At 55.7% G+C, this 26,349-nt stretch carries 19 protein-coding genes, 4 tRNA genes and 1 pseudogene; 11 read left to right on the forward strand and 13 right to left on the reverse strand.

Translation table 11 applies throughout. The features are described from left to right. Position 1 precedes the first annotated feature (1 nt). The 3 genes from J8Z22_RS16710 (at position 2) to J8Z22_RS16720 (ending at position 2,463) form a co-directional block, all read left to right on the forward strand. On the forward strand, positions 2–376 hold the full coding sequence (locus J8Z22_RS16710) for a cytochrome c3 family protein (RefSeq protein ID WP_252007146.1): 375 nt from the start codon (positions 2–4) through the stop codon (positions 374–376). 214 nt (positions 377–590) lie between these two features. Beyond that, entirely contained in the window at positions 591–1,307 is a 717-nt protein-coding gene (locus J8Z22_RS16715; RefSeq protein ID WP_028114634.1) for a cupin domain-containing protein, read from the forward strand. A gap of 22 nt (positions 1,308–1,329) precedes the next feature. Next, complete coding sequence (locus tag J8Z22_RS16720; RefSeq protein WP_035416338.1) at positions 1,330–2,463, forward strand: hypothetical protein; 1,134 nt, start codon at positions 1,330–1,332, stop codon at positions 2,461–2,463. A 206-nt stretch (positions 2,464–2,669) separates the two neighbouring features. On the opposite strand, the gene J8Z22_RS16725 is transcribed toward J8Z22_RS16720, so the two are convergent. Next, complete coding sequence (locus J8Z22_RS16725; protein ID WP_252007147.1) at positions 2,670–4,307, reverse strand: methyl-accepting chemotaxis protein; 1,638 nt, start codon at positions 4,305–4,307, stop codon at positions 2,670–2,672. Positions 4,308–4,764: 457 nt separating this feature from the next. Here J8Z22_RS16725 and J8Z22_RS16730 point away from each other — a divergent pair, with 457 nt between their 5' ends. The 3 genes from J8Z22_RS16730 (at position 4,765) to J8Z22_RS16740 (ending at position 9,585) form a co-directional block, all read left to right on the forward strand. Further along, the gene (locus tag J8Z22_RS16730; RefSeq protein WP_252007148.1) at positions 4,765–6,168 is read left to right on the forward strand and encodes a wax ester/triacylglycerol synthase family O-acyltransferase; all 1,404 of its coding nucleotides are present in this window, start codon (positions 4,765–4,767) and stop codon (positions 6,166–6,168) included. Between the two features lie 99 nt (positions 6,169–6,267). Next, on the forward strand, positions 6,268–9,096 hold the full coding sequence (locus J8Z22_RS16735) for a hypothetical protein (protein WP_252007149.1): 2,829 nt from the start codon (positions 6,268–6,270) through the stop codon (positions 9,094–9,096). 39 nt (positions 9,097–9,135) lie between these two features. Beyond that, on the forward strand, positions 9,136–9,585 hold the full coding sequence (locus J8Z22_RS16740) for a hypothetical protein (protein WP_252007150.1): 450 nt from the start codon (positions 9,136–9,138) through the stop codon (positions 9,583–9,585). A 39-nt stretch (positions 9,586–9,624) separates the two neighbouring features. Here the strand turns inward: J8Z22_RS16740 and fabV are convergent, their stop codons facing one another. The 8 genes from fabV to tig form a co-directional block, all read right to left on the reverse strand. Further along, positions 9,625–10,827: an enoyl-ACP reductase FabV gene (gene fabV, locus J8Z22_RS16745; protein WP_252007151.1), complete on the reverse strand. Its 1,203-nt coding sequence runs from the start codon at positions 10,825–10,827 to the stop codon at positions 9,625–9,627. A 215-nt stretch (positions 10,828–11,042) separates the two neighbouring features. After that, positions 11,043–12,902 carry a SurA N-terminal domain-containing protein gene (locus tag J8Z22_RS16750; RefSeq protein WP_252007152.1) on the reverse strand — a complete coding sequence of 620 codons (1,860 nt, stop codon included), beginning with the start codon at positions 12,900–12,902 and terminating at the stop codon, positions 11,043–11,045. Between the two features lie 99 nt (positions 12,903–13,001). Continuing rightward, positions 13,002–13,078, reverse strand: a tRNA-Asp gene (locus J8Z22_RS16755). Between the two features lie 48 nt (positions 13,079–13,126). Further along, entirely contained in the window at positions 13,127–13,399 is a 273-nt protein-coding gene (hupB, locus tag J8Z22_RS16760) for a nucleoid-associated protein HU-beta (protein WP_028114642.1), read from the reverse strand. Between the two features lie 291 nt (positions 13,400–13,690). Further along, the gene (gene lon / locus J8Z22_RS16765; protein WP_028114643.1) at positions 13,691–16,039 is read right to left on the reverse strand and encodes an endopeptidase La; all 2,349 of its coding nucleotides are present in this window, start codon (positions 16,037–16,039) and stop codon (positions 13,691–13,693) included. 151 nt (positions 16,040–16,190) lie between these two features. After that, entirely contained in the window at positions 16,191–17,471 is a 1,281-nt protein-coding gene (clpX, locus tag J8Z22_RS16770) for an ATP-dependent protease ATP-binding subunit ClpX (protein ID WP_028114644.1), read from the reverse strand. A 71-nt stretch (positions 17,472–17,542) separates the two neighbouring features. Next, positions 17,543–18,160: an ATP-dependent Clp endopeptidase proteolytic subunit ClpP gene (gene clpP / locus J8Z22_RS16775; protein WP_028114645.1), complete on the reverse strand. Its 618-nt coding sequence runs from the start codon at positions 18,158–18,160 to the stop codon at positions 17,543–17,545. 91 nt (positions 18,161–18,251) lie between these two features. Continuing rightward, on the reverse strand, positions 18,252–19,562 hold the full coding sequence (gene tig, locus J8Z22_RS16780) for a trigger factor (RefSeq protein ID WP_028114646.1): 1,311 nt from the start codon (positions 19,560–19,562) through the stop codon (positions 18,252–18,254). 408 nt (positions 19,563–19,970) lie between these two features. Between tig and J8Z22_RS16785 the strand changes: the two genes are divergently transcribed. Further along, positions 19,971–20,255 carry a hypothetical protein gene (locus J8Z22_RS16785; protein ID WP_252007153.1) on the forward strand — a complete coding sequence of 95 codons (285 nt, stop codon included), beginning with the start codon at positions 19,971–19,973 and terminating at the stop codon, positions 20,253–20,255. A gap of 71 nt (positions 20,256–20,326) precedes the next feature. On the opposite strand, the gene J8Z22_RS16790 is transcribed toward J8Z22_RS16785, so the two are convergent. From J8Z22_RS16790 to J8Z22_RS16800, 3 genes are all read right to left on the reverse strand, one after another. After that, positions 20,327–20,402, reverse strand: a tRNA-His gene (locus J8Z22_RS16790). 7 nt (positions 20,403–20,409) lie between these two features. Then, a tRNA-Arg gene (locus J8Z22_RS16795) sits at positions 20,410–20,486 on the reverse strand. Positions 20,487–20,561: 75 nt separating this feature from the next. Then, a tRNA-Pro gene (locus J8Z22_RS16800) sits at positions 20,562–20,638 on the reverse strand. A 416-nt stretch (positions 20,639–21,054) separates the two neighbouring features. Here J8Z22_RS16800 and folD point away from each other — a divergent pair. Both folD and J8Z22_RS16810 read left to right on the forward strand, forming a co-directional pair. Continuing rightward, complete coding sequence (folD, locus tag J8Z22_RS16805) at positions 21,055–21,909, forward strand: bifunctional methylenetetrahydrofolate dehydrogenase/methenyltetrahydrofolate cyclohydrolase FolD (protein ID WP_028114648.1); 855 nt, start codon at positions 21,055–21,057, stop codon at positions 21,907–21,909. A gap of 155 nt (positions 21,910–22,064) precedes the next feature. Next, positions 22,065–23,257, forward strand: a pseudogene (locus J8Z22_RS16810) (ISL3 family transposase). A 47-nt stretch (positions 23,258–23,304) separates the two neighbouring features. Here J8Z22_RS16810 and cysS read toward each other — a convergent pair. After that, positions 23,305–24,675 carry a cysteine--tRNA ligase gene (gene cysS, locus J8Z22_RS16815; RefSeq protein WP_028114649.1) on the reverse strand — a complete coding sequence of 457 codons (1,371 nt, stop codon included), beginning with the start codon at positions 24,673–24,675 and terminating at the stop codon, positions 23,305–23,307. 204 nt (positions 24,676–24,879) lie between these two features. Between cysS and J8Z22_RS16820 the strand changes: the two genes are divergently transcribed. Both J8Z22_RS16820 and J8Z22_RS16825 read left to right on the forward strand, forming a co-directional pair. After that, complete coding sequence (locus tag J8Z22_RS16820) at positions 24,880–25,374, forward strand: peptidylprolyl isomerase (protein ID WP_252007154.1); 495 nt, start codon at positions 24,880–24,882, stop codon at positions 25,372–25,374. After that, positions 25,364–26,122, forward strand: a complete 759-nt coding sequence (locus J8Z22_RS16825) for a UDP-2,3-diacylglucosamine diphosphatase (RefSeq protein ID WP_051252912.1) — start codon at positions 25,364–25,366, stop codon at positions 26,120–26,122. Before J8Z22_RS16820 ends, J8Z22_RS16825 begins: the two co-directional genes overlap by 11 nt. The last annotated feature ends 227 nt before the right edge of the window (positions 26,123–26,349 follow it).

Genomic DNA, 26,349 nt, shown 5'->3' on the forward strand with positions numbered 1-26,349 from the left:
CATGAACCGTTCCATTGTTGTTACTGCCGCCCTGGCCCTATCGCTGGCCACTGGCGTCCATGCCGGTACTCTGACCAAAGCCGGCGCCAAGCAGGGCCGAAGCTACCACCTGAGCAACTACGAGATGGGCTGCAAGACCTGCCATGACCAGGGAATGCGCAAGCCGCCCTCCGATAGCCTATGTCAGGACTGTCACGATCTGGACGAGTTGATAAACCAAACTTCCAACCATGAAAAACCGTGGAAGAACCCGCACAACAATATGCATTACGGCAAAAAAGTCCCCTGCATCGAATGTCACGGTGAACATCAACCTAAACAGCCGCTGTGCAGCAATTGTCACAACTTTGAGTTTAACAATTTCAAAGAAAATTAATCTCGATACATCTTTATTTACGGCCCCATTAAGGGGCCTTTTTATTTGTTGGCAAGAGGCATTTAATTTCGTTGCCAATTCTCATTTTTTCGTAGCATTTGAACTGGATCATGAAACTTTCTTCCTACAAAAACCACCCGTGATCCATCCCGCATTTTAGCCGCCAGCAACATTGAATAATTAAATCGAACTAATTAATCAAACAAGGAAACAGATGATGAAAACAACACTCGCAATTGCAATCTCGACCCTGCTTATTGGCGCCCCGTTATCGGCGCTGGCCAAAGATCACAGTCCGGTTCCAACCCCACTGACCAGCTCCACCTATGCCCCTCAGTGGACCATTCCTGCCGAGTGTAAAGATCCTCTGGCCGAAAAATACATTGCCGGACTGCAGTCAGGCAAGTTCACCCTGGCCAACATTAAGGCCGACGACACCATCGCCAAAGATAAGCGTAACTGGCTAACCTTCGATGACAGCGGCAAAAACGTGGTTGAATGCAAAGACGGTGACATTAAAAACTCCCCCTCCAACTACTGCTGGAAAGAGCTGTCCGACTCGCCATCGGTAATGGGCATTGTCTCCATGGGTAAAACCGACCACGCGCCCCACTTCCATCCTCAAGGCGAATGTTACTACATTGCCGATGGCAAGACCGAAACGCTAGCTCAGAATCAGATGCAGACAATCGAAAAGGGACAGTACTTCTTCATTAATGATTACGCCATTCATAATATTCCAAATCTAAATGACGAAAAACTTACCATATTTTATTGGTACCCCGGCGATGCCAACTGGGGTTCATTTAAATATTACTGGAAAAGTGACGTTGAGAATCATCAGCCGGCAGAGGCCGCTTTTGACAAAGTGGATGTGATTCGACAAGCCGCCTGGGGCTTTGGTCCATACGGTACTGAAAACCTCAAATAACTGAATTATTCTGGATAATAAAATGACTGTATTTAAATTAACCCGGTCAGCCTTAATTATTTCCCTGGCTCTGGGCTCCCTGTCTGCCACCTCCGCTCAGGCCGAGGATGGCATCAGTGTCGGCGGCGCCGTTCGGGTCAACTATGGCCTCAAGATGTACAGCGACGCCTCCAAAGACAAAGGCGGCGACCTGAACTTCGACATCCTGGCGCTGAAGTTTAATGGCCAGAAAGGCGACTGGGGCCTGGCGGCCGAATACCGCTTCAACGCCTCCACCAACTTCATCAAATACGGCTACGCCTACTACGACCTGGATCCGGAGTGGCAACTGCAATTTGGTGTGGCCAAGGTGCCGTTCGGCAACCCCGGCTTTATTTCAAACAGTTGGTGGTTTGGCCTGCCGTATTACCTGGGCTTCGAAGACGACTACGATGTGGGGGCCAAGGCGGTCTACCGCAGCGGTGACTGGCAGACCGACATCGCCTTCTTTAAGAACGGCGAGTACAACTCCAGCAACAACAAGGCCTACACCCCAGATCTGTTCAGTGGCACGGTCAATGGCACCGATTACCATAACGAAGAGATCAACCAGATCAACCTGCGTCAGGTGTACCACTACGCCCAGGGCGATCTGCTCGTTAAGGCCGGTGGCTCGGCGGAGTTTGGCCAAATCTACAACAGCAAGACCACCGATACCGGTGATCGCTACGGCATCGCTCTGCACCTGGATGCCAGCTATCAGGGCTGGAACCTGCAGATGCAGGCGATGCAATATGAATTTGATGCCGAAAACCCTGCCGGTATGGATGGCAACAAAATCGGTGTCGCCGGTGCCGGCTGGCAGTGGGAAGTGGCCTCCAAGGGGCAGATCTACTCCTTCAATGTTGCCAAGAGCTTCACCACCAGCTTTGGCAGCATCAAAGTCTACAACGACTTTGGCCTATTAACCCCGGATGTGGACGATGCCAGCTTCGATGACAGCTTCCAGAACGTCACCGGCATGGCCATTGCTGCCGGTCCGCTCTACATCATGGCTGACTTTATTCAGGGTAAGAACATGACCTTCTCCACCGAGTTGGATGACCATGTCGGCCTGCCTGAAGCCGGTGACGGCTGGGATCAGCGAATCAACCTCAACTTTGGCTACTACTTCTAAGCCAATCCGGGCCAGGGAAGCGGCGGACATCCATCACCGCCGCTGCGTATCAACCCACAGCCTTTCCTGACCTTGCCAGCTCCCCGTGAGCTGGCTTTTTTCAGCCCTTACTCCGTGGCATTGCTTGCACAAAAAAGCCAGCTGTCACTGACAACTGGCTTAGTCAAAAACCGTCTAGCTATGTTTAAGACGGGTCCAACCTGCCGTCAGGACAGCCGGTACCGAGACACCAGTTGATGCAACTCATCGGCATGGCTGAGGATCTGCTCCCCCACCGCCAGCGCCTGACTGGCGTTGGCTTCCACCGACTCTCCGACTTCCTTGACCCGCAACACGCTCTGGCTGATCTCCTCGCTGACCCGGCTCTGCTCCTCGGCCGCAGCCGCGATCTCCATATTCATCTGACTGATGTGACTCACTTCGCCGGTTACCTGGGTCAGCATGTCATCCACTTCCTGCGCCTGTCCGGCACAGACATCGGCATACTGCTGGCCATGACGGATAGAGGAAACCGCCTCTTCAGTCTCCTTCTGCAGACGCTCGATCATGGTCTGAATCTGCTGGGTCGACTCCTGGGTCCGGGATGCCAGAGACCGAACTTCATCGGCTACCACCGCAAATCCCCGTCCCTGCTCACCGGCCCGGGCGGCTTCGATGGCCGCATTCAGAGCCAATAGGTTGGTCTGATCGGCGATGTTACGAATCACATCGAGGATGGCGCCGATCTCCTGACTTTCGTGTTCCAACCGCTGCATCACCTCACCGGACTGGCTCACGGCCCCCTGCAGTTCGATGATGTTGCGTTTGGTCTCATCCAGGCCGGCTTTACTTTGCCCCAGACGACCATTGGTCTCTGCCACATTGTCGGCTGCCACCTGAGCGCTGTTGCTGACCTGAGTCACCGACGCCACCATCTCGGTCATGGCACTGGCCATCTGGTCGGTCTGGGTATTCTGCTCATGGATCTCCGCTCCGCTGGCGCTCATCTCCTGTTTCAGAGTCTCGGACTGAGCCCCTAGGGCATTAGACACCTTGACCAGGTTCTGCACGATCACCACCAACTGTTGCTGCAGGTCACGGGCATCCTCAGCCAACTGCCCCACCTCATCGCGTTGCTGCAGGGTCAGCGAAGCGGCAAAGTTGCCCGACGCCAGCTGCCGTAGAAACGCACCCAGCTCCCGGGTCGGCCTGACAACCGCCGCATTGCCCACTGCCATTCCCATTGGGATGGCAATAATGATGGCCGCAATCAAGGCGATGATGCCCACCAATAGCTGCTCTTCGGCATGCTGTTGGTTCTCGTCAATTAACCGGGTCTGATGCGCCGTCATCTCGTTCACAATCTGTTCCAACAGCGTCGACGGGGCCCGATCAATGCCACGCAATTGCTGATCCGTAGCCACCGCGTCAAACTGGTTGTCCTTCAGGAACTGGTGCCCCTGCCGGTATTGCCGGTTCAGGCTCTGCAGTTCGGTGAGAAACGCCTGCATTTTGGATGCCTGAGCACTCTGAAGCTGCTGCAACAGCGCCAGAGTCTCCTGGGCATGCTCAAGCACCTTGGCTTCCGCCTTCTGATACTTGCCCCAGTACTTATCCTGGTCTGCCTGGGAACCGGTTCGAATCAGCACGTTTTTCCACGCCTGCACCTGATTCTTAAACTCCACTTCAACCACCAGCACCTCTTCACGGGCACGGATGTCGTTGTGCAACATATCCTGGTAATAGCCCACCACGGACAGCTGGCTGGACAGGGCAAAGCCGGCGCCCACCAGGATCAACACAATGCCGATGAGGTTGGCAGCCACTAATTTTGTTTTGATACTCAAGTTTTGCAGATAAGTCATTCAGACATCCCAAAGACGGTACCCGGACGCGGGCAAGAAGGGTCGTAGCGTACGCAGTCGCTGCTAGTGGCGACTTTCAACCCTCGAATAGTAACAAAGGGTAAATTAAGTATTTGTACTTTTATCCGTTAACCGAACTACATTTCTCTGTAGTAACAAAGAATAAGTACATTTTATGGTCGACAAAGGCACCAGAAACCTGGCTAAAAGCAGTGGAATCAGCTGATTTATTTGAGTTTTAGCCCAGCGGTCGCTTTTTGAGACCATCAACAGGTACGACCTTCACAAAAAGTGATAAACATCAAATATCAGCCGTAATTAACTAAAACCGCATTTCAATGACTACTTAAACTAAGTCATTGACCCACAAGCGCTATGAGCTTAATTTAAAGTTCCGGCCTGAAACGGATTGGTGCCGGTTACAATTTGCCCTACGAAGTAGATGGAGTTTGCTGATATGGCCCGCTTGTCATTGATCGATGCCTCGTTTGTCCTGTTCGAGTCTGCCCACACCCCGATGCACGTGGGGGGGCTGTTTATGCTCGAACCCGACGACCGCAATTTCGCGACCGAGCTGTTTCAGCACTTGCTTCAATGCCATATCGCCAACCCGCCCTTTAACCGAATCCTGAAAGTCGGTGCCGGCGGCTGGCCTTACTGGAAAACCACCTCCAGCCTCAATATTGAACAACACGTCTTTCTGCACCAGGCTCCGCAGCAAGGAGACGAACTGGCACTGCAGCGCATGTTGGCTCAGCTGCACAGCCAGTTGATGGATCGGCGTAAACCGCTGTGGGAGTGCCACATTGTCGAGGGGATTAAAGGCGGCCAGGTGGCGCTATACATCAAGATTCATCACGCCTGTGCCGATGGCATGAAGCTCAGTGCCATGGTAGACCAGTTGCTGTCCAAGGTGCCGGATACCAACATCAGCCCGGCCTTCTGGCAATTCAACAGCCCACGGCGAGCACGGCAGAACAACACCCTGAAACAGGCCTACGACTTTGGCAGCGCCCTGTATCACCAAATTGTGGAACTGCCCAACCTGGCCAAGCTGACCGGCAAACTGTTTTCCCGGGCTTTCTACCCCACCATCAGTCGCATGCCAATCCCGTTCACCGCCGAAAAAACCTTTTTCAATCAGCGTCCGATCAACGACCGGGTCATCGCCCAAGGCAGCCTGCCCATCAGCTCCATCAAGCGGATCAGCAAATTCACCGGCGCCTCGGTCAATGAAGTGGTTCTGGCGGTGTGCGACGCGGCGCTGCATCAATATTTGATCGACCACAAACGTCCCAGTGACAAGCCTCTGGTGGCCATTATGCCGGTCAATATGAAGGTGGATGCCAACGACAAGGACAACCACTTTTCCCCCGCCCTGATTGAGCTGGGTAAACGCCAGAACCAACCCACCGAACGACTGAAGGAGATCATGATCTCCAGCCGTCAGATCAAGCATGAGGCCAAAGCCTTTTCACCCACGGCATTCATGAACCTCTCGGTGGCCACCAATGCGCTGATGCTGCTGATTGGCAAGCTGAAGCTGGACAATCGACTGCCCACCATCAGCAACCTGGTGATCTCCAATGTACCGGGCCCGCGGGAGACCCGTTACCTGTTCGGCGCGCCGATTCGCTCCATCACCCCCTACTCGGTGCTACTGCCGGATCAGAGCCTCAATATCACCTTGTTCAGCTACGATCAGATGCTGCACGTAGGCATTACCGCCTGCGAGCGCGCTCTGGGCGACATTGAACTGCTGGTGCCCTACATCAGCAAAGCCCTGACGGCACTGGAACTGGATCTGCTGAGCGTGACTCTGGAGAAAGTGGAAGCCCAACTGGAACAGCAGCGCCACTGAACCGGCTTAGATACACGTGCGGTTACGTTTTGATTTTGATAAATAAAATCAAATCTGGCTACAGTACTCTTATGTCTTCACCAAGGAAGTGAACCGCCCGTGTCTCTCAAACCCATGCTGTCGTTGCTGGTCCTGGCTTTGCTGGCGCTACCGGCGCAGGCCGAACGTCCCAGCGACGACTGGCACACCCTGGAAACCGATCTCTACCGCATCCACTTCACTCCGGAATACGAACTCTGGGCCAGGCAGTTGGCGGCGGACGCCGATACCATTCAGCGCCACGTCGGCGACCAGATAGGCCATCATCTGGATGAAAAAGTCGACATCGTGGTGCGCGATCCCCTCAATGCAGCCAACGGCTTTGCATTGCCGTTGATCGGACGCAGCCGCACCGTGTTCTATACCACTGCGCCCCTGTCCGATTCGGTGCTGTCCTACATGGACGACTGGCGAACTTTACTGCTGGTCCATGAACAGGCTCACCTGAATCACCTGTCCCGTCCCTCCCGCTCCTCCCTGACTCAACTGTGGCAAGCACTGTACGTCGACTTCCTGCAGATGCCGCGCTGGGCCTCAGAGGGCTACGCCACCGTTATTGAGCATCAGCACAACGGCAAAGGGCGGCCAGCCAACCACCTGGTCAACGCCATTCTGCAGCAGTGGGCTCGTGAAGGGGCCCTGCCGAGCTATCAGCAACTGTCCGGCGATAACGACGCCTACCTGGGCATGAGCATGGCCTACCTGATGGGCTCCAGCTACCTGCTGTGGCTAGAGTCCGAGTATGGGACCGACAGCCTGCCCGCGGTCTGGACTCGCATGGCCGCCAAGCAAGGCCGCGATTTTGAGCAGGCCTTCCAAGGGGTCTTTGGCCAATCTCCCCAGCGCCTGTATCGCCGTTTTGTGGCCGAGACCACCTACCAGGCTCTGGCCGCGGAAACCCACATGAGTGACCCACAGGCCAGTCTGTGGCTTGAGCATCAATGGGGACTGTCGCGACCCGCCCTGTCCGCCGACGGCAGCAAGCTGGCACTGCTGTTGAAAGAGCAACACAGCGACGGCCAACGACTGGTGATCTACCCCACCGCCGATGACCCAAAGGCCAGACAACAGTGGCAACAGCGCCAACAGGCGCGGCTGAAGCAAGATCCCGAAGACATTGCCGACATCGAGCCCAGGGTGTTTAACCCTACCCCCCTGCACCAGTTGCCAACCCGAAGCTGGCGCATGACCGCACCGAGGTGGCTCGACGACCACACCCTGATTTTCAGCCAGGCCCAACAGGATGCCGCCTACAACTGGCATTTCGATCTGTTCACCTGGCACCCCGACAGCAATAGAGTGCGGCGCCTGACCCACAACCAAAACCTGGTGCGCGTAGCTCCCCATCCGGACGGCACCCGGGCACTGGCGCTGCAGCGTCAATATGGCCACAACCGCATCGTCGAGATTGACCTGAGCAGCGGCACTCTGACGCCGGTCGTAGAAGCCCAGGGCAATGACCTGCTGGACTTCCCCGCCTATCGCCCCGACAGCGATCAAATCAGCTTCCTGAGGCACCGTCACGGCCAGTGGCAACTGATACTGGACCAGGGCGGTCAACAACAGCTGTTGGCGCTGAGCCAGGTTAATCAGGGCAACTTCGTCAGCTACCCTCAGTGGCTCGATAGCCAGACGCTGCTGCTGACTCTGGGCCAGGCGAACGGCGTTGCCAACTACCGCCTTGATCTTCACCAGCACCAACTCGAGCGACTCACCAGCCACAAGCTGCTGGCTACCGCAGCCACTGCCGATGACCAGCGGCTCTACTTTGTGGTCACCGACAGCCAGGGACAGAGCCTGTACCGACAACCCCTGGATCAGCGGATTGGTAACACCATCGCCCTGGCCGCCCCAAGCCAGCCTGCCGATGCGACACCACAGCCACACCTGAGCCAGGATGCCCACCCCTACGGCACTGGCCCGCAATACCGCGCGCTGGCGTTTGGCGCCAACCTGTCGTCCTGGCAACAAGGGTTGGAGTTTGGCCTCAAAGGCGGCGACCCCATCAACCGCCTGCGTTGGCAACTGATGGCACACTGGGACCCCGATGGCCACCAGCAGGGGCTGATCGCCAGCCTGCGCTGGCAAGGCTGGCCCATACAGGTCCACGGCGATCTGTACTATCTGCAACAGGACTTTCAGGGTCTTGACGGCAGCCTGACGCCTCAGCTGGATGAGCGGCGCAGCGGTGCCCACCTGGGCGTGGCGTGGCAACAACGCTGGAGCGATCTGATGTCGCTGCAGCTGAGCACCGGGGTCACCCTCAGCCAGATAGACGATCAGTCCCTGGGCCGCAACGGCATCGATCAGCGCAGCGTCTATGGCGATGTGGCGGTTAACGGCCGCTGGCAGCGTGGTCGCTGGAATAGCCACTATCAGCTCGCTGGCCGTGCCAGCAGTGGTGAAACCGACCAGCAACAATGGCACCGTTATGACACGGGAGTGGCAGCGGCGCTGGGCTATGGTGACTGGCAGCTGTCCGGAGGCTATCAGCGCCTCAGCCTGCTCGGGGATCCCAGTCACTATGATCTGCTCCGCCTCGGTGGCAGCGACACCAGCCTGACCCCTTCCTGGCTGCCCTGGGGCCAGCACAGCAACCCCGCCCTGCCCCTGTCTGCCCTGGTGGGTCAGGAGCTGCAGCAGTGGCAAGCCGGATTGGGCTACCAGGCCATACGTGGCTTCTATCAGCGCTATCAGATGGACGATGGCGACAGCCTGCCGGTATACGGCATCGAGTATCAACTGCAGGGGCTGGGGCCCTACCTGGACGATGCCCTACCGGAGCTGGATGGGCTCAACCTGCGTTTAGGCACCGGCTGGGCCGGAGACAACGGCGTCGACGATCCCCTCGGCTGGAGCGCCTGGGTCAACCTGTTCTACCAACTGTAGCCTTCACAGCCAAGCCCTGGGGTTTCTCAGGGCTTGGTCATGAAAGAGGTTGGCGCACCGCCCCGGTCAGGCTACTCTGTGCAGGCGATGCAACCACAGGTTCGAACCATGACGCCTTTTTCTCCGGACGATCTGCTTAATCACTTGATTGCCCTGCCGACTCAAACTCTTTCGTCCGAGCGCTTGAGTCAGGTGGTCGCCAGCCTGCTCGATCATCACAACCAGCCATGGCAACTGAAACTCGGTCATCAGCGCCACCTTGGCGATACCCCGCACTACTGGGTCGAGTGGCAACACCTGGTGGTGGACTTTCGCTATCCTGGCCTCAGCCAGCCAGAGCAAGGGATTCGGCCTATCGCCGAGGTCGAAAGCGATTATCGACCGCTCCATACCGAATCCTTTACGCCTGTGCCCCTGGTGCTGCTGGCCAGCTTCTGCCGCAACGATCACGCCCACTTCGATCACCTTGCCGCCAAACCGCAGCCATAAAAAAACCGCCTGGCGGCGGTTTTTTCACTTGGATTCGACTTAGATATCGATGACGTCGAACTCCACCAGCGGGTTGACGTCAGCCTCGTAGTCGACACCGTCAATGCCGAAGCCAAACAGGTTGAGGAACTCCTCCTTGTACTGAACGTAGTCCGTCAGTTCGGCCAAGTTCTCATCCGTCAGCTTGCTCCACAAATCACGGCAGTGGGCCTGAATGTCTTCACGCAGCTCCAGGTCATCCAGGCGCAGGCGATTGGAGTCATCCACCTCGGCAGCGCTGCCATCCGCTTTATACAGGCGTTCACTGAACATGCGATAGATCTGCTCCATGCAGCCTTCATGGACCCCCTCTTCGCGCATCTTCTTAAACACCATGGCGATGTACAAAGGCATCACCGGAATGGCGGAGCTGGCCTGGGTCACCACCGACTTCAGTACCGCCACATTGGCGCTGCCGCCAATGCTGCTCAACTGGCTGTCCAGCGCGTGCGCGGCACGGTCGAGATCCTTTTTGGCATCGCCCAAGGCACCATCCCAGTAGATGGGCCAGGTGATCTCGGTACCGATGTAACTGTAGGCAACGGTCTTACAACCCGGTGCCAGAACGCCAGCGTCGGACAAGGCGTTGATCCACAACTCCCAGTCTTCACCGCCCATCACGGTTTTGGTGGCGGCAATCTCTTCGTCGGTCGCCGGCTCGATGGACGCTTCAAACAGGGTATCTTTGTTGGTGTCTACGGCGGTGGCGGTGTAGGTCTCACCCTTTGGCTTGAGCACCGAACGAACCACTTCACCGGTATCGGGCATCTTGCGCACCGGTGACGCCAGGGAGTAAACCACCATGTCGACTTGACCCAGGTCCGCCTTGATCAGGTCGATGGTCTTCTGCTTGGCCTCGTGGCTAAAGGCATCGCCGTTGAGGCTCTTGGCGTACAAGCCCGCCTCGTGGGCCAGCTTGTCGAAGGCGGCGGCATTGTGCCAGCCTGCGGTTCCTGGCTTTCTCTCGGTGGCCGGCTTTTCAAAGAACACCCCGATGGTGGCGGCATTGCTACCGAACGCGGCAGCGATTCGAGAAGAGAGGCCGTAGCCACTGGAGGAGCCGATGACCAAAACCCGCTTCGGGCCGTTGGCGATGGCGCCCTTGGCCTGGGTGTAAGCGATCTGCTCTTGTACATTGCGCTCACAGCCAACCGGGTGAGTGGTGGTACAGATAAAACCGCGAATTTTTGGCTTGATGATCATCCGATATTCCTTTGGTTTGTTCCTGCACATTGGCAGGCGATCGCGCCCCGTTCGGGCCACAGTAGAAAATTTTTCAGGCAAGCTTATCCAAAAGCGATGATAACGAAAAGGAAAAGCTGGCACATCCGACCATCCGCGCTGACCCGCAAACGAAAAGCGCAGCCGAGGCTGCGCTTTGTGGTTAACGGATAACCGGCATCGCCGGGCCGCAAGGCTTACTCAGCTACAGGATAGCTGATATCGGCATTGGCACGCAGTGCCGCCACCAGAGCCTGGTAGCTGCCCTGGCCCATCATGCTGGCCATACGCAGCTTCAGGTTTTCGGCCACCTGAGTGTCGGCATCGCCGGCACTGACCTTATCCAGGGCCACAACGGCGTAATCACCACTGCTCATCTGTAGCGCAGCGTAGGAGCTGTCTCCGGCTGGCTTAGCCATGGCAAACACCTGCTGAACCAGCTGGCCATCCACCTCGGCATTGCCCATGCGGCCCATGGCATCGACCGCCACCATGCCGTCCAGCTCGGTGCCAGACTTCAGCTCCGCCAACTTGGCTTCGGCGGCAATCTTGGCCTGGGCTGAGGCTTGTTCCGCCACCAGCTGAGCCTGAATCTGGTCACGAACTTCGGCCAGAGGCTGGGTACCCGCCGGCTTGTAGTCCTTGGCACGCACCACCAGCACGTGGCCACTCTCCAGCTCGATGATGTCGCTGTTCATGTTGTCCAGCACCACCGCATCGGAAAACGCCGCGTTCAGCACTTTCGGGTCGTTAAACGGCGCCGGGGCGTTGAAACGATTGAACAGCTCGGTGCTCTTCACCTCACCACCCACTTCCATCGCGGCATCTTCCAGGTTTTCAGGAACCTGGAAGCTGACGTCGGCCAGCAGTTGTTGCAGCTCGTAGAAACGGTCCTGGGCTTGCTCGGACTTAACCGCGGTCTCGATGTCACCACGCACTTCGTCCAGAGGCGCCACCGCACCGGTTTCTACGTCTTTTGTCAGCACGATCTGATAACCATAGTCGGTCTTCAGAACCTCGGAAACCTGACCCTTATCCTGACCAAACAGGGCCTGGTCAAATTCCGGATCCATCACCCCTTGTTCAAACCAGTCCAGCTCACCGCCATTGTCGGCAGAGAAGTCGTCGGAGACGGCCTTCGCCACCTCAGCGAAGCTCTCACCGCCGCGAATGCGAGCCAGGGCGTCATCCGCCTTCGCCTTAGCGGCGTCATCGTCACCTTCGATCAGGATGTGAGCCGCCAGACGGCGCTCCGGCTTCTGGTACAGGTTCTGGTGACCGTCATAGTAGGCCTGAACCGCTGCATCAGACGCTTGCACGTCTTTCATCAGCTGTTCAACCGTCAGCTCGACGTACTCCAGGCTCACCTGCTCGGCGGTGGCAAAGCGGTCAAGGTTCTTGTCGTAGAACGCCTGAATCTGCTCATCGGTGATGGCAACATCGGCTTCGAAGTCGGCCTTGGCGATGGTCAGATAACGGAAATCGCGCTGCTGCTGTTGCAGTGATACCAGGCTCAGTGCCTGCTCGGTGGTCACAATTTCACTGCCCAGCAGGGTGCGCAGCAGTTGGTTACGAACCATGTCGCGACCGATCATGGTGGCCAGCTGATCCGGCGTCATGTTGACCTGACGCAATACCGCCTGGTAACGATCGTTGTTGAATACCCCGTCCTGCTGGAACTCTGGCATGGCAACAATGGCTTGCTTAATCTGCTCATCAGAAACGCGCAGACCCAGGTCTTTGGCTTTTTGATCAATCAGACGTTCGGCAATCATCCGCTCCAGCACCGACTGGCGCACACTGGCCATCCAGTTGGCGTCGGCAGACAAGGTATCAAACATCTCGCCCATCTGCTGGCGCAGACGGCCCTGCTCGTTCTGCAGCGCCTTATCCAAATCATAACGGGTAATATCTTCGCCGTTGACGGTCACAGCGTTGACCTGGCCATTGGAGCCTAGGTAGCTGTAAATGCCTGACAACGCGAATGAGAGAATCACAGCGCCCAAAATAATCTTGGCGGCGCCACCCTGTGACCCTTCACGAATTTTCTCTAACATCTGATGTCTCTTCTGGATCGAGCTAGAACGGGTAATACCAAATCGCAGCTTGGTACCTATAAAAAAAGCGCATCGTTGATGCGCCTTTTAATAAAAAACTGGCGGAGTAGACGGGACTCGAACCCGCGACCCCCGGCGTGACAGGCCGGTATTCTAACCAACTGAACTACCACTCCGAAACTAAAAAACGCTCACGATGTTGTCGTTGAGCGCTTTCTGGTTATTTAGTTTACCGCGTCTTTTAGCGCTTTACCGGCTTTAAATGCAGGGATCTTCGCCGCAGCGATCTTGATCTCTTCACCAGTTTGTGGGTTACGACCAGTACGCTCTGCGCGCTCACGTACTTCAAAAGTACCGAAACCTACCAGAGAGATTTTGTCGCCCTCTTTCAGAGTGTCGGTGATTGCTTCAATGAAAGAGTCCAAAGCACGGCTGGCTGCTGCTTTTGAGATATCAGCACCAGAAGCAATTTGATCGATCAATTGAGATTTGTTCATTTCATCCCCTTCAATTCTAATTTTGCGCCGTCGCCATTCCATCGCTAGCGCGGTCTGCGGAGAGTTTTATATCAAGCCTAAATTCAAAGTTCAAGCATTCAGAGAACCGCAATTTCCTAATCAGGATACCGCTCAAAGCCAGTCATGCCGCGCGTTATAGCGCACTGAGCCTTGGTTCAAAACATACACTACACATGCAAATCGAGATTGAAAAGCCCTTTTTTCGGTTTTTCGACCTAAAACAAAAATGCGCCCATAAAAAAGCGCATTTTTGTTGATTAATGGCCAAGATTACGCCACTGAAACAAAGCCTTCCGGCGGATTCTCCAGTGCCAGATTGAGAACTTCGTCAATCCACTGCACCGGATGGATAGCCAGATCCTTCTTCACGTTGTCTGGAATCTCTTCCAGATCACGCTCATTTTCCTTAGGAATCAGTACGGTTTTTATTCCACCGCGGTGTGCAGCCAACAGTTTTTCCTTCAAGCCACCAATGGGCAACACCTCACCCCGCAGGGTAATTTCCCCGGTCATGGCCACGTCGGCTTTGACTGGATTTCCGGTCAGACTGGACACCAGAGAGGTGCACATGGCGATGCCTGCGGACGGCCCGTCTTTCGGCGTCGCCCCTTCAGGAACGTGAACGTGGATGTCCCGTTTTTCATAGAAATCCGGGTTAATCCGCAGCTTCTCAGCTCGGGAGCGCACCACGGTCATTGCCGCCTGAATCGATTCCTGCATCACGTCACCCAGGGAACCGGTGTAAGCCAGCTTGCCTTTGCCCGGCACCGAGGTCGCCTCGATGGTCAACAGGTCGCCGCCCACTTCGGTCCAGGCCAATCCAACCACCTGACCGACCTGGTTATTTTGCTCGGCTTTTCCATAATCAAAGCGCTGAACACCCAGATATTCCTTGATATTATCGCCGTCCACCGTGACCGATTTCAGCTTCTTATCCAACAACAACTGCTTCACCGCCTTACGGCACACCTTAGAGATTTCACGCTCCAGGCTACGCACCCCGGCTTCACGGGTGTAGTAACGGATAATGCCGATGATGGCACCGTCATCGATGGTCAACTCACCCGGCTTAAGGCCGTTGCGCTTCAACTGTTTGGCCAGCAGATGCTGCTTGGCAATGTTGAGCTTTTCATCTTCGGTGTAACCGGACAGACGAATCACTTCCATGCGGTCCAGCAGTGGGCCCGGAATGTTCATGGAGTTAGAGGTGGCCACAAACATCACGTCTGACAGGTCGTAATCCACCTCCAGGTAATGGTCGTTAAAGGCGTTGTTCTGCTCCGGATCCAACACCTCAAGCAGTGCCGAGGCCGGATCGCCACGCATGTCGGAGCTCATCTTGTCGATCTCATCCAACAGGAACAACGGGTTTTTCACTTCAACCTTGGCCATCTTCTGAATCAGCTTGCCCGGCAGCGACCCGATGTAGGTACGACGGTGACCGCGAATCTCCGCTTCATCACGCACGCCCCCCAGTGCCATGCGAACGTATTTGCGTCCGGTGGCACGGGCAATGGATTGCCCCAATGAGGTCTTGCCCACCCCTGGAGGCCCTACCAGGCACAGAATCGGCCCTTTCAATTGCCGCACTCTGGACTGCACCGCCAGGTACTCGAGAATCCGGTCTTTGACCTTCTCCAGTCCATAGTGGTCGGCATCCAGAATCTGCTGAGCGCGGGCGATGTCTTTTTTGACCTTGCTGCGCTTGGTCCAGGGCACGCTGATCATCCAGTCGATGTAGCTGCGTACCACGGTGGCCTCGGCAGACATCGGCGACATCATCTTCAGCTTATTCAGCTCCGCCTCGGTTTTCTCCTTGGCTTCGGCCGGCATACCGGCTTCATCTATCTTTTTCGACAGCGCTTCGAACTCGTCGGGCACGTCATCCAGCTCACCCAGCTCTTTCTGGATCGCTTTCATCTGCTCGTTGAGGTAGTACTCGCGCTGGCTCTTCTCCATCTGCTTCTTGACGCGGCTGCGAATCTTCTTCTCCACCTGGAGAATGTCGATCTCAGACTCCATCATCGCCATCAGGTATTCCAGCCGCTCGGTGACGTTGCCCATCTCCAGAACGGCCTGCTTCTCTTCCAGCTTCAGCGGCATATGCGCCGCCATGGTGTCCGCCAGGCGGGCCGCTTCGTCGATGCCGTTCAGCGAGGTCAACACCTCGGGCGGAATCTTCTTGTTGAGCTTGATGTAGCCTTCAAACTGACCGATGGCGGTGCGAACCAGCACCTCCTCTTCCTTTTCATCCATCTGGTCGGTTGCCACGTAACGGGCATTGGCCACCAGAAACGGCTCTTCGTCGGTAAAGGTCTCGACTTCCGCACGCTGGCTGCCTTCCACCAACACCTTGACGGTGCCGTCGGGCAGTTTCAGCAACTGCAGGATGGAAGCCACGGTACCCATGCGGTACACGTCCTCGATGCTGGGTTCGTCCAGCTCCGCTTCTTTCTGAGCCACCAGCAGGACCTGCTTGTCCTGCTCCATTGCCGCTTCCAGACAGCTGATCGATTTTTCACGACCAACAAATAAAGGGATCACCATATGGGGGTAGACCACCACATCCCGCAATGGCAGAACCGGGATATGGATAAGGTCGGAGCGCTCTATTGTCATGGCTCTATTCCATTTCAGCTACCAGCCTGTGGGAAACAGGCTTCTGTAATTCAGTATATGGGGGCGTTACAGCCAGTTTCAATCGTTAATTAATACGTAAGGCATAAAAAAAAGGAGCCAAAATGGCTCCTTTTTTCAATGTGCTACCGACTTATTCGGCGGAGGCCGCCTGGGCGTCTGAGCCATCGTAAATCAGAATGGGTGCCGATTCGCCTTTAATCACAGACTCATCGATCACCACCTTGCTGACGTTTTCAGTGGACGGCAGGTCGTACATGGTGTCCAGCAACACCCCTTCCACGATGGAGCGCAGGCCACGGGCGCCGGTCTTACGAATCATCGCCTTGGCGGCAATGGCACGCAGCGCGTCGTCGCGGAACTCCAATTCGACGTCTTCCAGTGCCAGCAAAGCGCCATACTGTTTCGTCAATGAGTTCTTCGGCTCCTGCAGAATCTGGATCAAGGCTTCTTCATCCAGCTCACCCAGGGTTGCCACCACAGGCAGACGACCGATGAACTCAGGAATCAAACCGTATTTCACCAGATCTTCCGGTTCAACCTGCTGGAAGGTTTCGGTCAACGACTGGGTGTCGTTCTTGCCGCGAACCTCGGCACCAAAACCGATACCGGTTCCGGTCAGCGCACGCTGCTCGATCACCTTATCCAGGCCGGCGAAAGCGCCACCGCAGATAAACAGAATCTTGGAGGTGTCCACCTGCAGGAACTCTTGCTGAGGATGCTTGCGGCCACCCTGAGGCGGTACCGCCGCCACGGTGCCTTCGATCAGCTTCAGCAGCGCCTGCTGCACACCCTCTCCGGAAACATCTCGAGTGATGGATGGGTTGTCAGACTTACGGGAGATCTTATCAATCTCATCGATGTAGACGATGCCGCGCTGGGCTTTCTCTACGTCGTAGTCGCACTTCTGCAGCAATTTCTGGATGATGTTTTCCACATCTTCACCCACATAACCGGCTTCGGTCAGGGTGGTGGCATCGGCCATGGTGAACGGCACATCCAGCAAGCGAGCCAAGGTTTCCGCCAACAGCGTCTTACCGGAACCGGTAGGACCAATCAGCAGAATGTTACTCTTACCCAGCTCCACTTCGGCGTTGTCGCCGCCATGGCGCAGTCGCTTGTAGTGGTTGTATACGGCAACCGACAGCACTTTTTTAGCCTGTCCCTGCCCAATAACATAATCATCCAGGTGAGCGCGGATCTCATGGGGCGTCGGCAGGCGATCACTGTCCCGCTTCGGCACCAACTCCTTGACCTCTTCACGAATAATATCGTTACACAGGTCCACACACTCGTCACAGATGTAAACAGAAGGGCCGGCAATCAGCTTGCGCACTTCGTGCTGACTCTTTCCACAAAAAGAGCAGTACAAAAGTTTGCTGTTTTCACCGTCTCCCTTGGAGATATCACTCATTCAGCTACCTCATCACTGTGCCTGTCGCCCTGCCATACCCTTCAGTGTATGCCACCGGCGACCGCTTTGCTTTACTCTACGCCGCGCTTAGTCAATACCGAATCGACCAAGCCATATTCAACGGCGTCATTGGCACTCATGAAGTTATCACGGTCGGTATCACGTTCGATGATCTCCAGCGGCTGACCGGTATGTTCGGCCAACAGGGAGTTCAACTTCTGCTTGATACCAATGATCTCTTGAGCGTGGATTGCGATGTCAGAGGCTTGCCCCTGGAAACCACCCAATGGCTGGTGAATCATCACCCGGGAGTTTGGCAGTACATGCCGCTTGCCCTTGGCTCCACCGGCCAGCAGAAACGCGCCCATGGAAGCCGCCTGTCCCATGCACACCGTGCTCACGTCCGGCTTGATAAACTGCATGGTGTCGTAAATCGACATCCCTGCGGTTACCGAGCCACCGGGTGAGTTGATGTACAGATAGATATCTTTATCCGGGTTTTCGGACTCCAGAAACAGTAACTGGGCCACCACCAGGTTGGCCATATGATCCTCAACCTGACCGGTCAAAAAAATCACACGCTCTTTCAGCAGGCGGGAGTAGATATCGTATGAACGCTCCCCTTTCGCGGTTTGTTCAACCACCATAGGGACCAGTGCATTGAGTGGAGATTCGAGCAAATGCTGCATATTCAATCCGTTTCCTAACAAAATGGCTCGCATGAGAACAACCCCATACGAGCCATAATATGATTGGCCTGACAGGCCAAGTCAAATCAACTTAAGCGCTAGGCTGTTGTTGATTCATGAACTCTTGGAAGTTCACTTCCTTATCAGAAACTTTAGCATCCGCCATCAGGGCGTCAACCGCTTGCTCTTCCAGAGCAACGTTGCGCATGTTCTGCATCATCTCCTGGTTGTTGTTGTAGTACTCAACAACTTCCTGAGGATCTTCATAGGCAGATGCCATGGAAGCGATCAGGGCGTTTACGCGCTCATCTTCCACTTTCAGTTCTTTTTGCTTGATCACTTCACCCAGCAGCAGACCGACGCGAACGCGACGCTCGGCTTGCTCGGTGAACAGCTCAGCTGGCAGTTCAGGCATGTTCTGCGCCTGCTGGTTGCCAAAACGCTGCATCGCTTGCTGACGCAGAACGTTGATTTCACCTTCAACCAATGGCTTAGGTACGTCAATCTCGTTGGCCTTCAGCAGACCGTCCAGAGCTTGCTCTTTTACCTTCGCTTTCAGAGCCTGAGTCAGTTCACGCTCCATGTTCTTGCGGATTTCCGCTTTCAGCGCGTCCAGACCGCCTTCTTCGATGCCGAACTTGGCAACGAACTCGTCGTTCAGCTCAGGCAGAACCTGGGCATCGACGCTGTGCAGCTTGATAGCAAACTGAGCCACTTTACCTTTCAGGTTTTCAGCGTGGTACTCTTCAGGGAAGGTCACATCGATGCTGAACTCTTCGCCGGCTTTCTTGCCCAGAATGCCGTCTTCGAAACCAGGGATCATGCGGCCGGAACCCAGAACCAGTTCAAAGCCTTCAGACTTGCCACCTTCGAACGCTTCACCGTCGATGGAGCCTTCAAAGTCCAGCTTCACCTTGTCAGAATCCGCCGCTTCGCGCTCAGCCGCTTCAAAGGTCGCGTGCTGGGTGCGCAGAGTTTCGATCATGGTGTCAACGTCGGCGTCGGTCACCTCGCAGACTGGCTTTTCGATTTCGATGTCGCTCAGACCCTGAAGTTCAACTTCTGGGTACACTTCAAACAAAGCGGCAAACTGCAGGTCTTCACCTTCGTTGCTGGCAATCACCTCAAAACGAGGGGCGCCCGCAGGGTTCAGCTTCTGCTCAACAATGGCTTCAAAGAACTTCTGCTGCATCAGTTCGCCCATGGTTTCCTGGCGAATTGCGGCACCGTAGCGCTTCTTAAATACAGAAACTGGCACCTTGCCAGGACGGAAACCGTCCAGACGTACGCGCTTGGCTTCGGCCTTCATTTTTTCGGTTACTTTAGGCTCGAATTCAGCGGCCTCAACGGTAATAGTCAGGCGGCGTTCCAGGCCTTCAAGGGTTTCAAAAGAAACTTGCATTACGTTACCTCAAGTACTCGTGTTCTTGGTGACCAGCCGTGTCGTCAGCTGGCAAAAAATATGCCGCGGTATAGTCAATGTAAACCGCGCGTATCAGGAGTGCTTGCAGACGCAATGATTGAAAAACCAGTGATTGCATAGAAACGGCTTTAAAATCGACTCGGAAACTCCGAAAACGCCTGCCACTACCTGCCTAAGCCAATAGTAGGACGCGCCATTATAGCCATAGGTATTGACGGAGTCGAGATGGCATTGTTAAAGGCGGGATAAGATCCCTTTCCTGCCACCATTTGCTCATTTGTTGTGCAACACTTACCGAAGCAGACTGCCACGGAAGGGCGTTCATAGGGAAGGCAGAATGCCGGCATCAACCCGAATCGAAAGGCAGCCCAGCAAAGGAGCTCCGCAATGAAAGCTCAATACTGTCACATCGGCCAGCAGATGATAGAAGTCACCTGGTCGAACGGGGTAATGACCATCAAGGGCCACGGCGCCCTGTCCGACAAGACCGTCGACATCCCTTATGAAGAGGCACTTCAGGCGGCGACGGCTTACGTTGAACAACACGGCGGAGAGTTGCCAACCCTGTACCGCGCCGGTTGGATCTCAGCAGAAAACCGAATCAGCCAAAAGGGCATCTACTCCAGCAACCCCGATTTGCAGGTCCGTCAGGACAGGGGCGAAACACCTTAGGGCTCTGTATCGGTGCCGAAGCCCGGTGCTGAAACGAAAAAAGCCCCTGCAAAGCAGGGGCTTTTTAAAGATGGGGTGGCTGATGGGGATTGAACCCACGACAACCGGAATCACAATCCGGGACTCTACCAACTGAGCTACAGCCACCATTATATGGCGCACCCGGCAGGATTCGAACCTGCGACCAGCTGCTTAGAAGGCAGCTGCTCTATCCAACTGAGCTACGGGCGCAAGATACAACCTTACCGGTGTATATTATTGTGTTTGATGCCGACAAACCAGATCGTTCATCCCACACATATAGAGTGGTCGGTGATAGAGGATTCGAACCTCTGACCCTCTGGTCCCAAACCAGATGCGCTACCAGGCTGCGCTAATCACCGACAAATTCTTTTCTTCTTTCGGGAAAGAGTCTGTTTGAAACCAGAGTCTGGTCCTGCTCTTACCCAAAACCGGGGACGCGCTACCAAGCTGCGCTAATCACCGACAAATTCTTTTCTTCTTTTGGGTAAGAGTCTGTTTGGAACCAGAGTCTGGTCCTGCTCTTACCCAAAACCGGGGATGCGCTACCAGGCTGCGCTAATCACCGACAAAGTGTTGTTGTTTCGAGGCTGAGCCCCGTCAACGGAGGCGAATATTAGCGGCGGCTCCCAGTCAGGTCAATCACTTTTTTGCAAATGCCGCCGCGATTGGACAAATGCTGTACGTGAGACACACTAATACCATGACAGTGATCCGTTTTGCTGGCAAAATGCGCACCAGCGTCACTTAATCTCAACTACAAGGGAAGTTTGTAGGGATGACAGCATCACTAATAGACGGCAAAGCCATTGCCGCATCAATTCGACAGAACATCGCCTCTCAAGTCCAACACCGAACCAGCCAGGGGCTACGTGCGCCCGGGCTGGCCGTCATCCTGGTCGGCAGCGATGCCGCCTCTCAGGTCTATGTCGGCAACAAGCGCAAAGCCTGCGAACAGGTTGGCTTTGTCTCCAAAAGTTTTGACCTGCCAGCGGATACCACCCAGGACCAGTTGCTGACCCAGATTGACCAGCTCAATGCCGATGCCAGCATTGATGGCATCTTGGTGCAGTTGCCGCTTCCGGATCACATCGACAGTGCTACCGTGATTGAACGGATTCAGCCAAACAAAGACGTCGACGGCTTTCACCCCTATAACGTCGGCCGCTTGGCTCAGCGTATTCCGGTGCTGCGCCCCTGCACGCCTTTGGGCATCATGCAGTTGATCAAATCCACCGGCGTCAAAACCCATGGCCTGCACGCTGTGGTGGTCGGCGCCTCCAATATCGTCGGTCGGCCGATGACGCTGGAGTTGCTGCTTCGCGGCTGCACCACCACCACCTGTCACCGCTTTACCGACAATCTGCGCCACCACGTCGCTCAGGCCGACCTGCTGGTGGTCGCGGTGGGCAAGCCAAACTTCATTCCCGGTGAATGGGTTAAACCCGGAGCCATCGTCATCGATGTCGGCATCAATCGTCAGGCCGACGGTAAACTGGTGGGAGACGTCGAGTTTGACGCTGCCAGCCAGCGCGCCTCGCACATTACGCCGGTTCCCGGCGGAGTGGGACCGATGACCATCGCCTGCTTGCTGCAAAACACCCTGTTCGCCTGCGAGCAGTACCACAGTTAACCGGGGGCTGAATGTCGGCACCGCTGACACCATCCAGACCTGGTTCAGCCAATAAAAAAGGTTCTTCGCAGATTAGCGGGAACTAGATACGAGAACGGCTGGAAAGGTTATTGTGTAGTCGCCAAACAAACCCAATAACCAACCAGCCGTTCTCGATGCCGAAGCTTACCTTGCCTGTCTCATTGTGGGAAGGGTTTTCCCCCACTCATACTGAGCTCCACCACGACACTCTTACCATCCATTTGACCCCTACGAACCCCGGTCGATGTCACTGTGGCCAGACAGTCACTCAGGTCCATGATGTTTCCTCGCGCACTGTCCAGGAGCGAGACATTCTTGGCTACCGCACCCTGCTATCGCTGCCGCTACGCCGACTTCGCTGCTCTGGTTGTGGAGTAACTACCGAGAGCCTCTCCTGGCTTGAACCCCATGCGCGGCAGACCAATCTGCTGATTCATTACATCGAGCACTTGCTTAAGCTGATGCCCATCAAGCACGTTAACGAGCTGACTGGTTTGCACTGGCACACCCTCAAGCGCCTGGATATGCGTCGCCTGACCCGAGAGGTGATAGAGCCTGACTGGAGCCAGGTGCGGCGGTTGGTCATGGACGAGTTTGCCCTGTTCAAGGGCCACCGCTACGCCACGGTCATCGCTGATGCCGATACCCATCAGGTGCTGTGGGTCGGCGAGGGCCGTAGTCGAGAAGCGATACGGCCGTTCTTCCTACAGTTGGGGGAGCACTGCCAGTACATCGAGGCGGTGGCCATGGATATGAATACCGCCTTCGACCTGGAGGTAGCGATGCACTGCCCAAACGCCGAAGTGGTCTATGACCTGTTCCATGTGGTGGCCAAGTATGGCCGGGAAGTGGTGGACCGGGTTCGGGTAGACCGAGCCAACGAGCTGAAGCAGGACAAACCGGCCAGAAGAAGGGTGAAGCGAGGTCGTTGGGTGTGCTGAAGAATCGGGAGAACATGACCGGCAAGCAACATGCCTATCTGGAGGAGTTGCTAGCCGAGAACCGGTCGCTGATGGTGGTGTACCTGATGCGAGAGCAACTGAAGGAGTTGTGGTATGCCGACAGTCCCGATGTTGCTCTGAACCAGTGGCAGTTGTGGTGGCAGCAGGTCACCGAGAGCGGTATAGAGCCGCTAATCCGCTTCGCCAGGAAGCTCAAACCTTACCTCAAGGGCATCGTCGCCTCAGCCACTTATCGTCTGCATACCTGCAAGCTGGAGGGGATGAACAACAAGATAAAGGTCATCAAACGCATGGCCTACGGATACCGGGACAGCGACTACTTCTTCTTGAAGATACGAGCCGCTTTTCCCGGTAATGCGCGATGAACCATAAAAAAGCCCGCTTTCGCGGGCTTTTTTTTGCGGGTGAGTGGTTACTTACGGCGCCATGAAGTCCCACCAGCACCATCTTCCAGCACGATCCCCATGGCGGTCAGGGCATCCCGGGCCTCATCGGCCTTTCCCCAGTCTTTGGCCGCTCTGGCGTCATTGCGCTGCTGAATCAGTGCCTCAATCTGAGCCACTTCGTCATCGTCACCGCCCCCCTGCAGGAACTGCTCCGGCGGCTGCTGCAAAATGCCCAGCACCCCGCCCAAGTTACGCAGGGTAGCCGCCAGCCCGGCAGCGTCACCGGATTGCTCTTTGGCGATATTCAGTTCACGGGCCAGCTCGAACAATACCGATACCGCTTCTGCGGTATTGAGGTCATCGTCCATGGCAGTACGGAAACGGGCCAGGTACTCTGGCAACACCTCACCCTGCTGCGGTGCATCCCGCAGCGCCGTGTACAGACGCTCCAGAGAGGCATGGGCCTGATTCAGGTTCTCTTCCGAATAGTTCAGCTGACTGCGGTAATGGCTGGATAGCAGGAAGAAACGCACCGCTTCGTGGTCGTACTGCTTGAGCACATCACGAATGGTAAAGAAGTTGCCCAGGGACTTGGACATCTTTTCTTTATCAACCTGCACCATGCCACCGTGCATCCAGTAGTTGACGTAGTTGTTATCATGAGCGCAGCAACTCTGCGCCACTTCATTCTCGTGGTGGGGGAACATCAGATCCGAGCCTCCACCGTGAATGTCGAACACCTTACCCAGATGCTTGCCGTTCATGGCGGAACATTCGATGTGCCAACCGGGTCGGCCCTGGCCCCATGGTGACGACCAGCTTGGTTCACCTGGCTTGGCGCTTTTCCACAGTGCGAAGTCCATGGGGTTGCGCTTGTCCTCTTCCACATCCACTCGGGCGCCGGCCTGCAGTTGCTCCAGATCCTGACGGGACAACTTGCCGTAATCGGCAAAGGTCTTCACCTCAAACCAGACGTCGCCCTTGTCGGAAACGTAGGCATGGCCCTTGTGCACCAGCACGGCGATCATGTCGATGATCTCCTGCATGTGGCCGGTTACCGTGGGTTCGATATCGGGGCGCAGCAGACCCAGGGCATCAAAATCCTCATGCATCGCCTGAGTGAAACGCTCAACCAGCGCTTCGCAGCTTTCACCATTTTCGGCGGCACGACGAATGATCTTATCGTCCACGTCGGTGATGTTACGCACGTATGTCACGTCCATGCCCAGCGAGCGCAAATACCGCACCGCGATGTCAAACGCCACATAGGTACGCCCATGACCGATGTGACAGTAGTCGTAGATGGTTACCCCACACACGTACAGGCCCACTTTGTTAGGCTCGATAGGGGTAAAGGTCTCTTTCTGTCGGGTCAGCGTATTAAATATCTTTAGCATTGTGGCGCTCGTTATACTGTTTGACGGTACGTAAAAATCAAAGGCCCAAGTCTATCACGAGTTCAGGGCTTACGGAGCGGGTTTTTGTTATCACTCAGATCGATGGCCAGCATGAACAAGAGTTGGTCGACTCGCCCTCACCGGCTTCCTAGTCCCTTGTGGATAAGGTAAAATTTGCCAACCATAACTGAAGAGGTCCCAATCATGGTGACACTGACTACCAATTTCGGCGACATCAAGCTGGAACTGTTTGCCGACAAGGCGCCCATTACTGTTGAGAACTTCCTGTCTTACGTAAAAGACGGTTTCTACGACAACACCATCTTCCACCGCGTCATCGACGGCTTCATGGTTCAAGGTGGTGGTTTCACCCCAGACATGCAGCAGAAAGAGAATGGCGGCGGCATTCAGAACGAAGCCAGCAACGGCCTGTCCAACAAGACCGGCACCATTGCCATGGCCCGTACTCCGGATCCACACTCCGCAACGGCTCAGTTCTTCATCAACGTCAATGACAACACCTTCCTGGATTTCAAGAGCGAAACCTCTCAGGGTTGGGGTTACTGCGTATTCGGTCAAGTGGTTGAAGGCATGGACGTGGTCGAGAAGATCAAGGCGGTGAAAACCGGCAACCACGGCATGCACCAGGACGTGCCGCTGGAGTCCGTGGTTATCAAGAGCGCCAAGCTTGAAGACTGATAACCTTCAGAGGGTCGCTGCCAGCGGCCCTCGCACCCTGTTTATCGGCGACCTTCACCTGAGCGCCGAGCGGCCGGACATCACTCACGCCTTCGCCCGCTTCCTGGCCAAAGAGCTGCCAGGAGCCGATGCCCTGTATATTTTGGGGGATCTGTTCGAAGCCTGGATTGGCGATGATGACCTGACTGAATTCAACCTCGAAGTGGCCTCACTGCTGCATCAGGCTCGCCAGTTTGCGCCCATCTACTACATTCACGGCAACCGGGACTTCCTCATTGGACCGGCTTTTGCCAAACGAGCCGGCCTGATACTGCTACCTGAAGTGGATACCCTCAACCTCTATGGGGTACCGACGGTGATTCTGCACGGCGACAGCCTGTGCACCGCCGACATCGAGTATCAGAAATTTCGCCGCCTGCGCAACAAACCCTGGTTCCGGCTGATGCTGCTGTCTCTGCCATTGAAGTTAAGACGAGCACTGGCACGGCGAGCCCGGGCGAAAAGCAAAGCCGCCACCTCGAGCAAGGATCAGAGTATCATGGACGTCTCCCCAGGGGCGGTCGACAAACTGATGCAACAGACTCAGACCCGCCGCATGATTCACGGCCATACTCACCGCCCCGCGGTCCATCAGCTCAATGAAGCCCGGCAGCGACTGGTGGTCGGTGACTGGTATCAGCAGGACAGCGTGTTGCTGGTCACTCCGGAACAGTGTCAGCTGTCCAGTCAGGCCCTGCCCGCCACCTGATCGACTCGCAGGCTATTGAATCAAACTCATAAGCGGTCGCCAACAAGCGAGACTTTTCGTGATCCAAGTCAAATTCTTGCTTGACTCAAACGCCGCAATCCCTAATAACTAGTACTACCTGCTCTAAAATTGATCAGTCCATCCGCGGTTGACGCCACTGGCAATGGCCGCACCCGGTCGACGATCACCGACAGAGCGAGTACGCAGTAGTTGTATCGTCTGAAGTT

This window comes from Ferrimonas sp. SCSIO 43195, from assembly GCF_023716685.1.
GTDB lineage: Bacteria > Pseudomonadota > Gammaproteobacteria > Enterobacterales > Shewanellaceae > Ferrimonas > Ferrimonas kyonanensis.

Bases quoted from the DNA above. Each gene is read 5' to 3' on its own strand.
- J8Z22_RS16710 (WP_252007146.1), top strand. From the start codon at position 2: ATGAACCGTTCCATTGTTGTTACTGCCGCCCTGGCCCTATCGCTGGCC.
- J8Z22_RS16715 (WP_028114634.1), top strand. From the start codon at position 591: ATGATGAAAACAACACTCGCAATTGCAATCTCGACCCTGCTTATTGGC.
- J8Z22_RS16720 (WP_035416338.1), top strand. From the start codon at position 1,330: ATGACTGTATTTAAATTAACCCGGTCAGCCTTAATTATTTCCCTGGCT.
- J8Z22_RS16725 (WP_252007147.1), bottom strand. From the start codon at position 4,307: ATGACTTATCTGCAAAACTTGAGTATCAAAACAAAATTAGTGGCTGCC.
- J8Z22_RS16730 (WP_252007148.1), top strand. From the start codon at position 4,765: ATGGCCCGCTTGTCATTGATCGATGCCTCGTTTGTCCTGTTCGAGTCT.
- J8Z22_RS16740 (WP_252007150.1), top strand. From the start codon at position 9,136: ATGAAAGAGGTTGGCGCACCGCCCCGGTCAGGCTACTCTGTGCAGGCG.
- fabV (WP_252007151.1), bottom strand. From the start codon at position 10,827: ATGATCATCAAGCCAAAAATTCGCGGTTTTATCTGTACCACCACTCAC.
- J8Z22_RS16750 (WP_252007152.1), bottom strand. From the start codon at position 12,902: ATGTTAGAGAAAATTCGTGAAGGGTCACAGGGTGGCGCCGCCAAGATT.
- hupB (WP_028114642.1), bottom strand. From the start codon at position 13,399: ATGAACAAATCTCAATTGATCGATCAAATTGCTTCTGGTGCTGATATC.
- lon (WP_028114643.1), bottom strand. From the start codon at position 16,039: ATGACAATAGAGCGCTCCGACCTTATCCATATCCCGGTTCTGCCATTG.
- clpX (WP_028114644.1), bottom strand. From the start codon at position 17,471: ATGAGTGATATCTCCAAGGGAGACGGTGAAAACAGCAAACTTTTGTAC.
- clpP (WP_028114645.1), bottom strand. From the start codon at position 18,160: ATGCAGCATTTGCTCGAATCTCCACTCAATGCACTGGTCCCTATGGTG.
- tig (WP_028114646.1), bottom strand. From the start codon at position 19,562: ATGCAAGTTTCTTTTGAAACCCTTGAAGGCCTGGAACGCCGCCTGACT.
- J8Z22_RS16785 (WP_252007153.1), top strand. From the start codon at position 19,971: ATGAAAGCTCAATACTGTCACATCGGCCAGCAGATGATAGAAGTCACC.
- folD (WP_028114648.1), top strand. From the start codon at position 21,055: ATGACAGCATCACTAATAGACGGCAAAGCCATTGCCGCATCAATTCGA.
- cysS (WP_028114649.1), bottom strand. From the start codon at position 24,675: ATGCTAAAGATATTTAATACGCTGACCCGACAGAAAGAGACCTTTACC.
- J8Z22_RS16820 (WP_252007154.1), top strand. From the start codon at position 24,880: ATGGTGACACTGACTACCAATTTCGGCGACATCAAGCTGGAACTGTTT.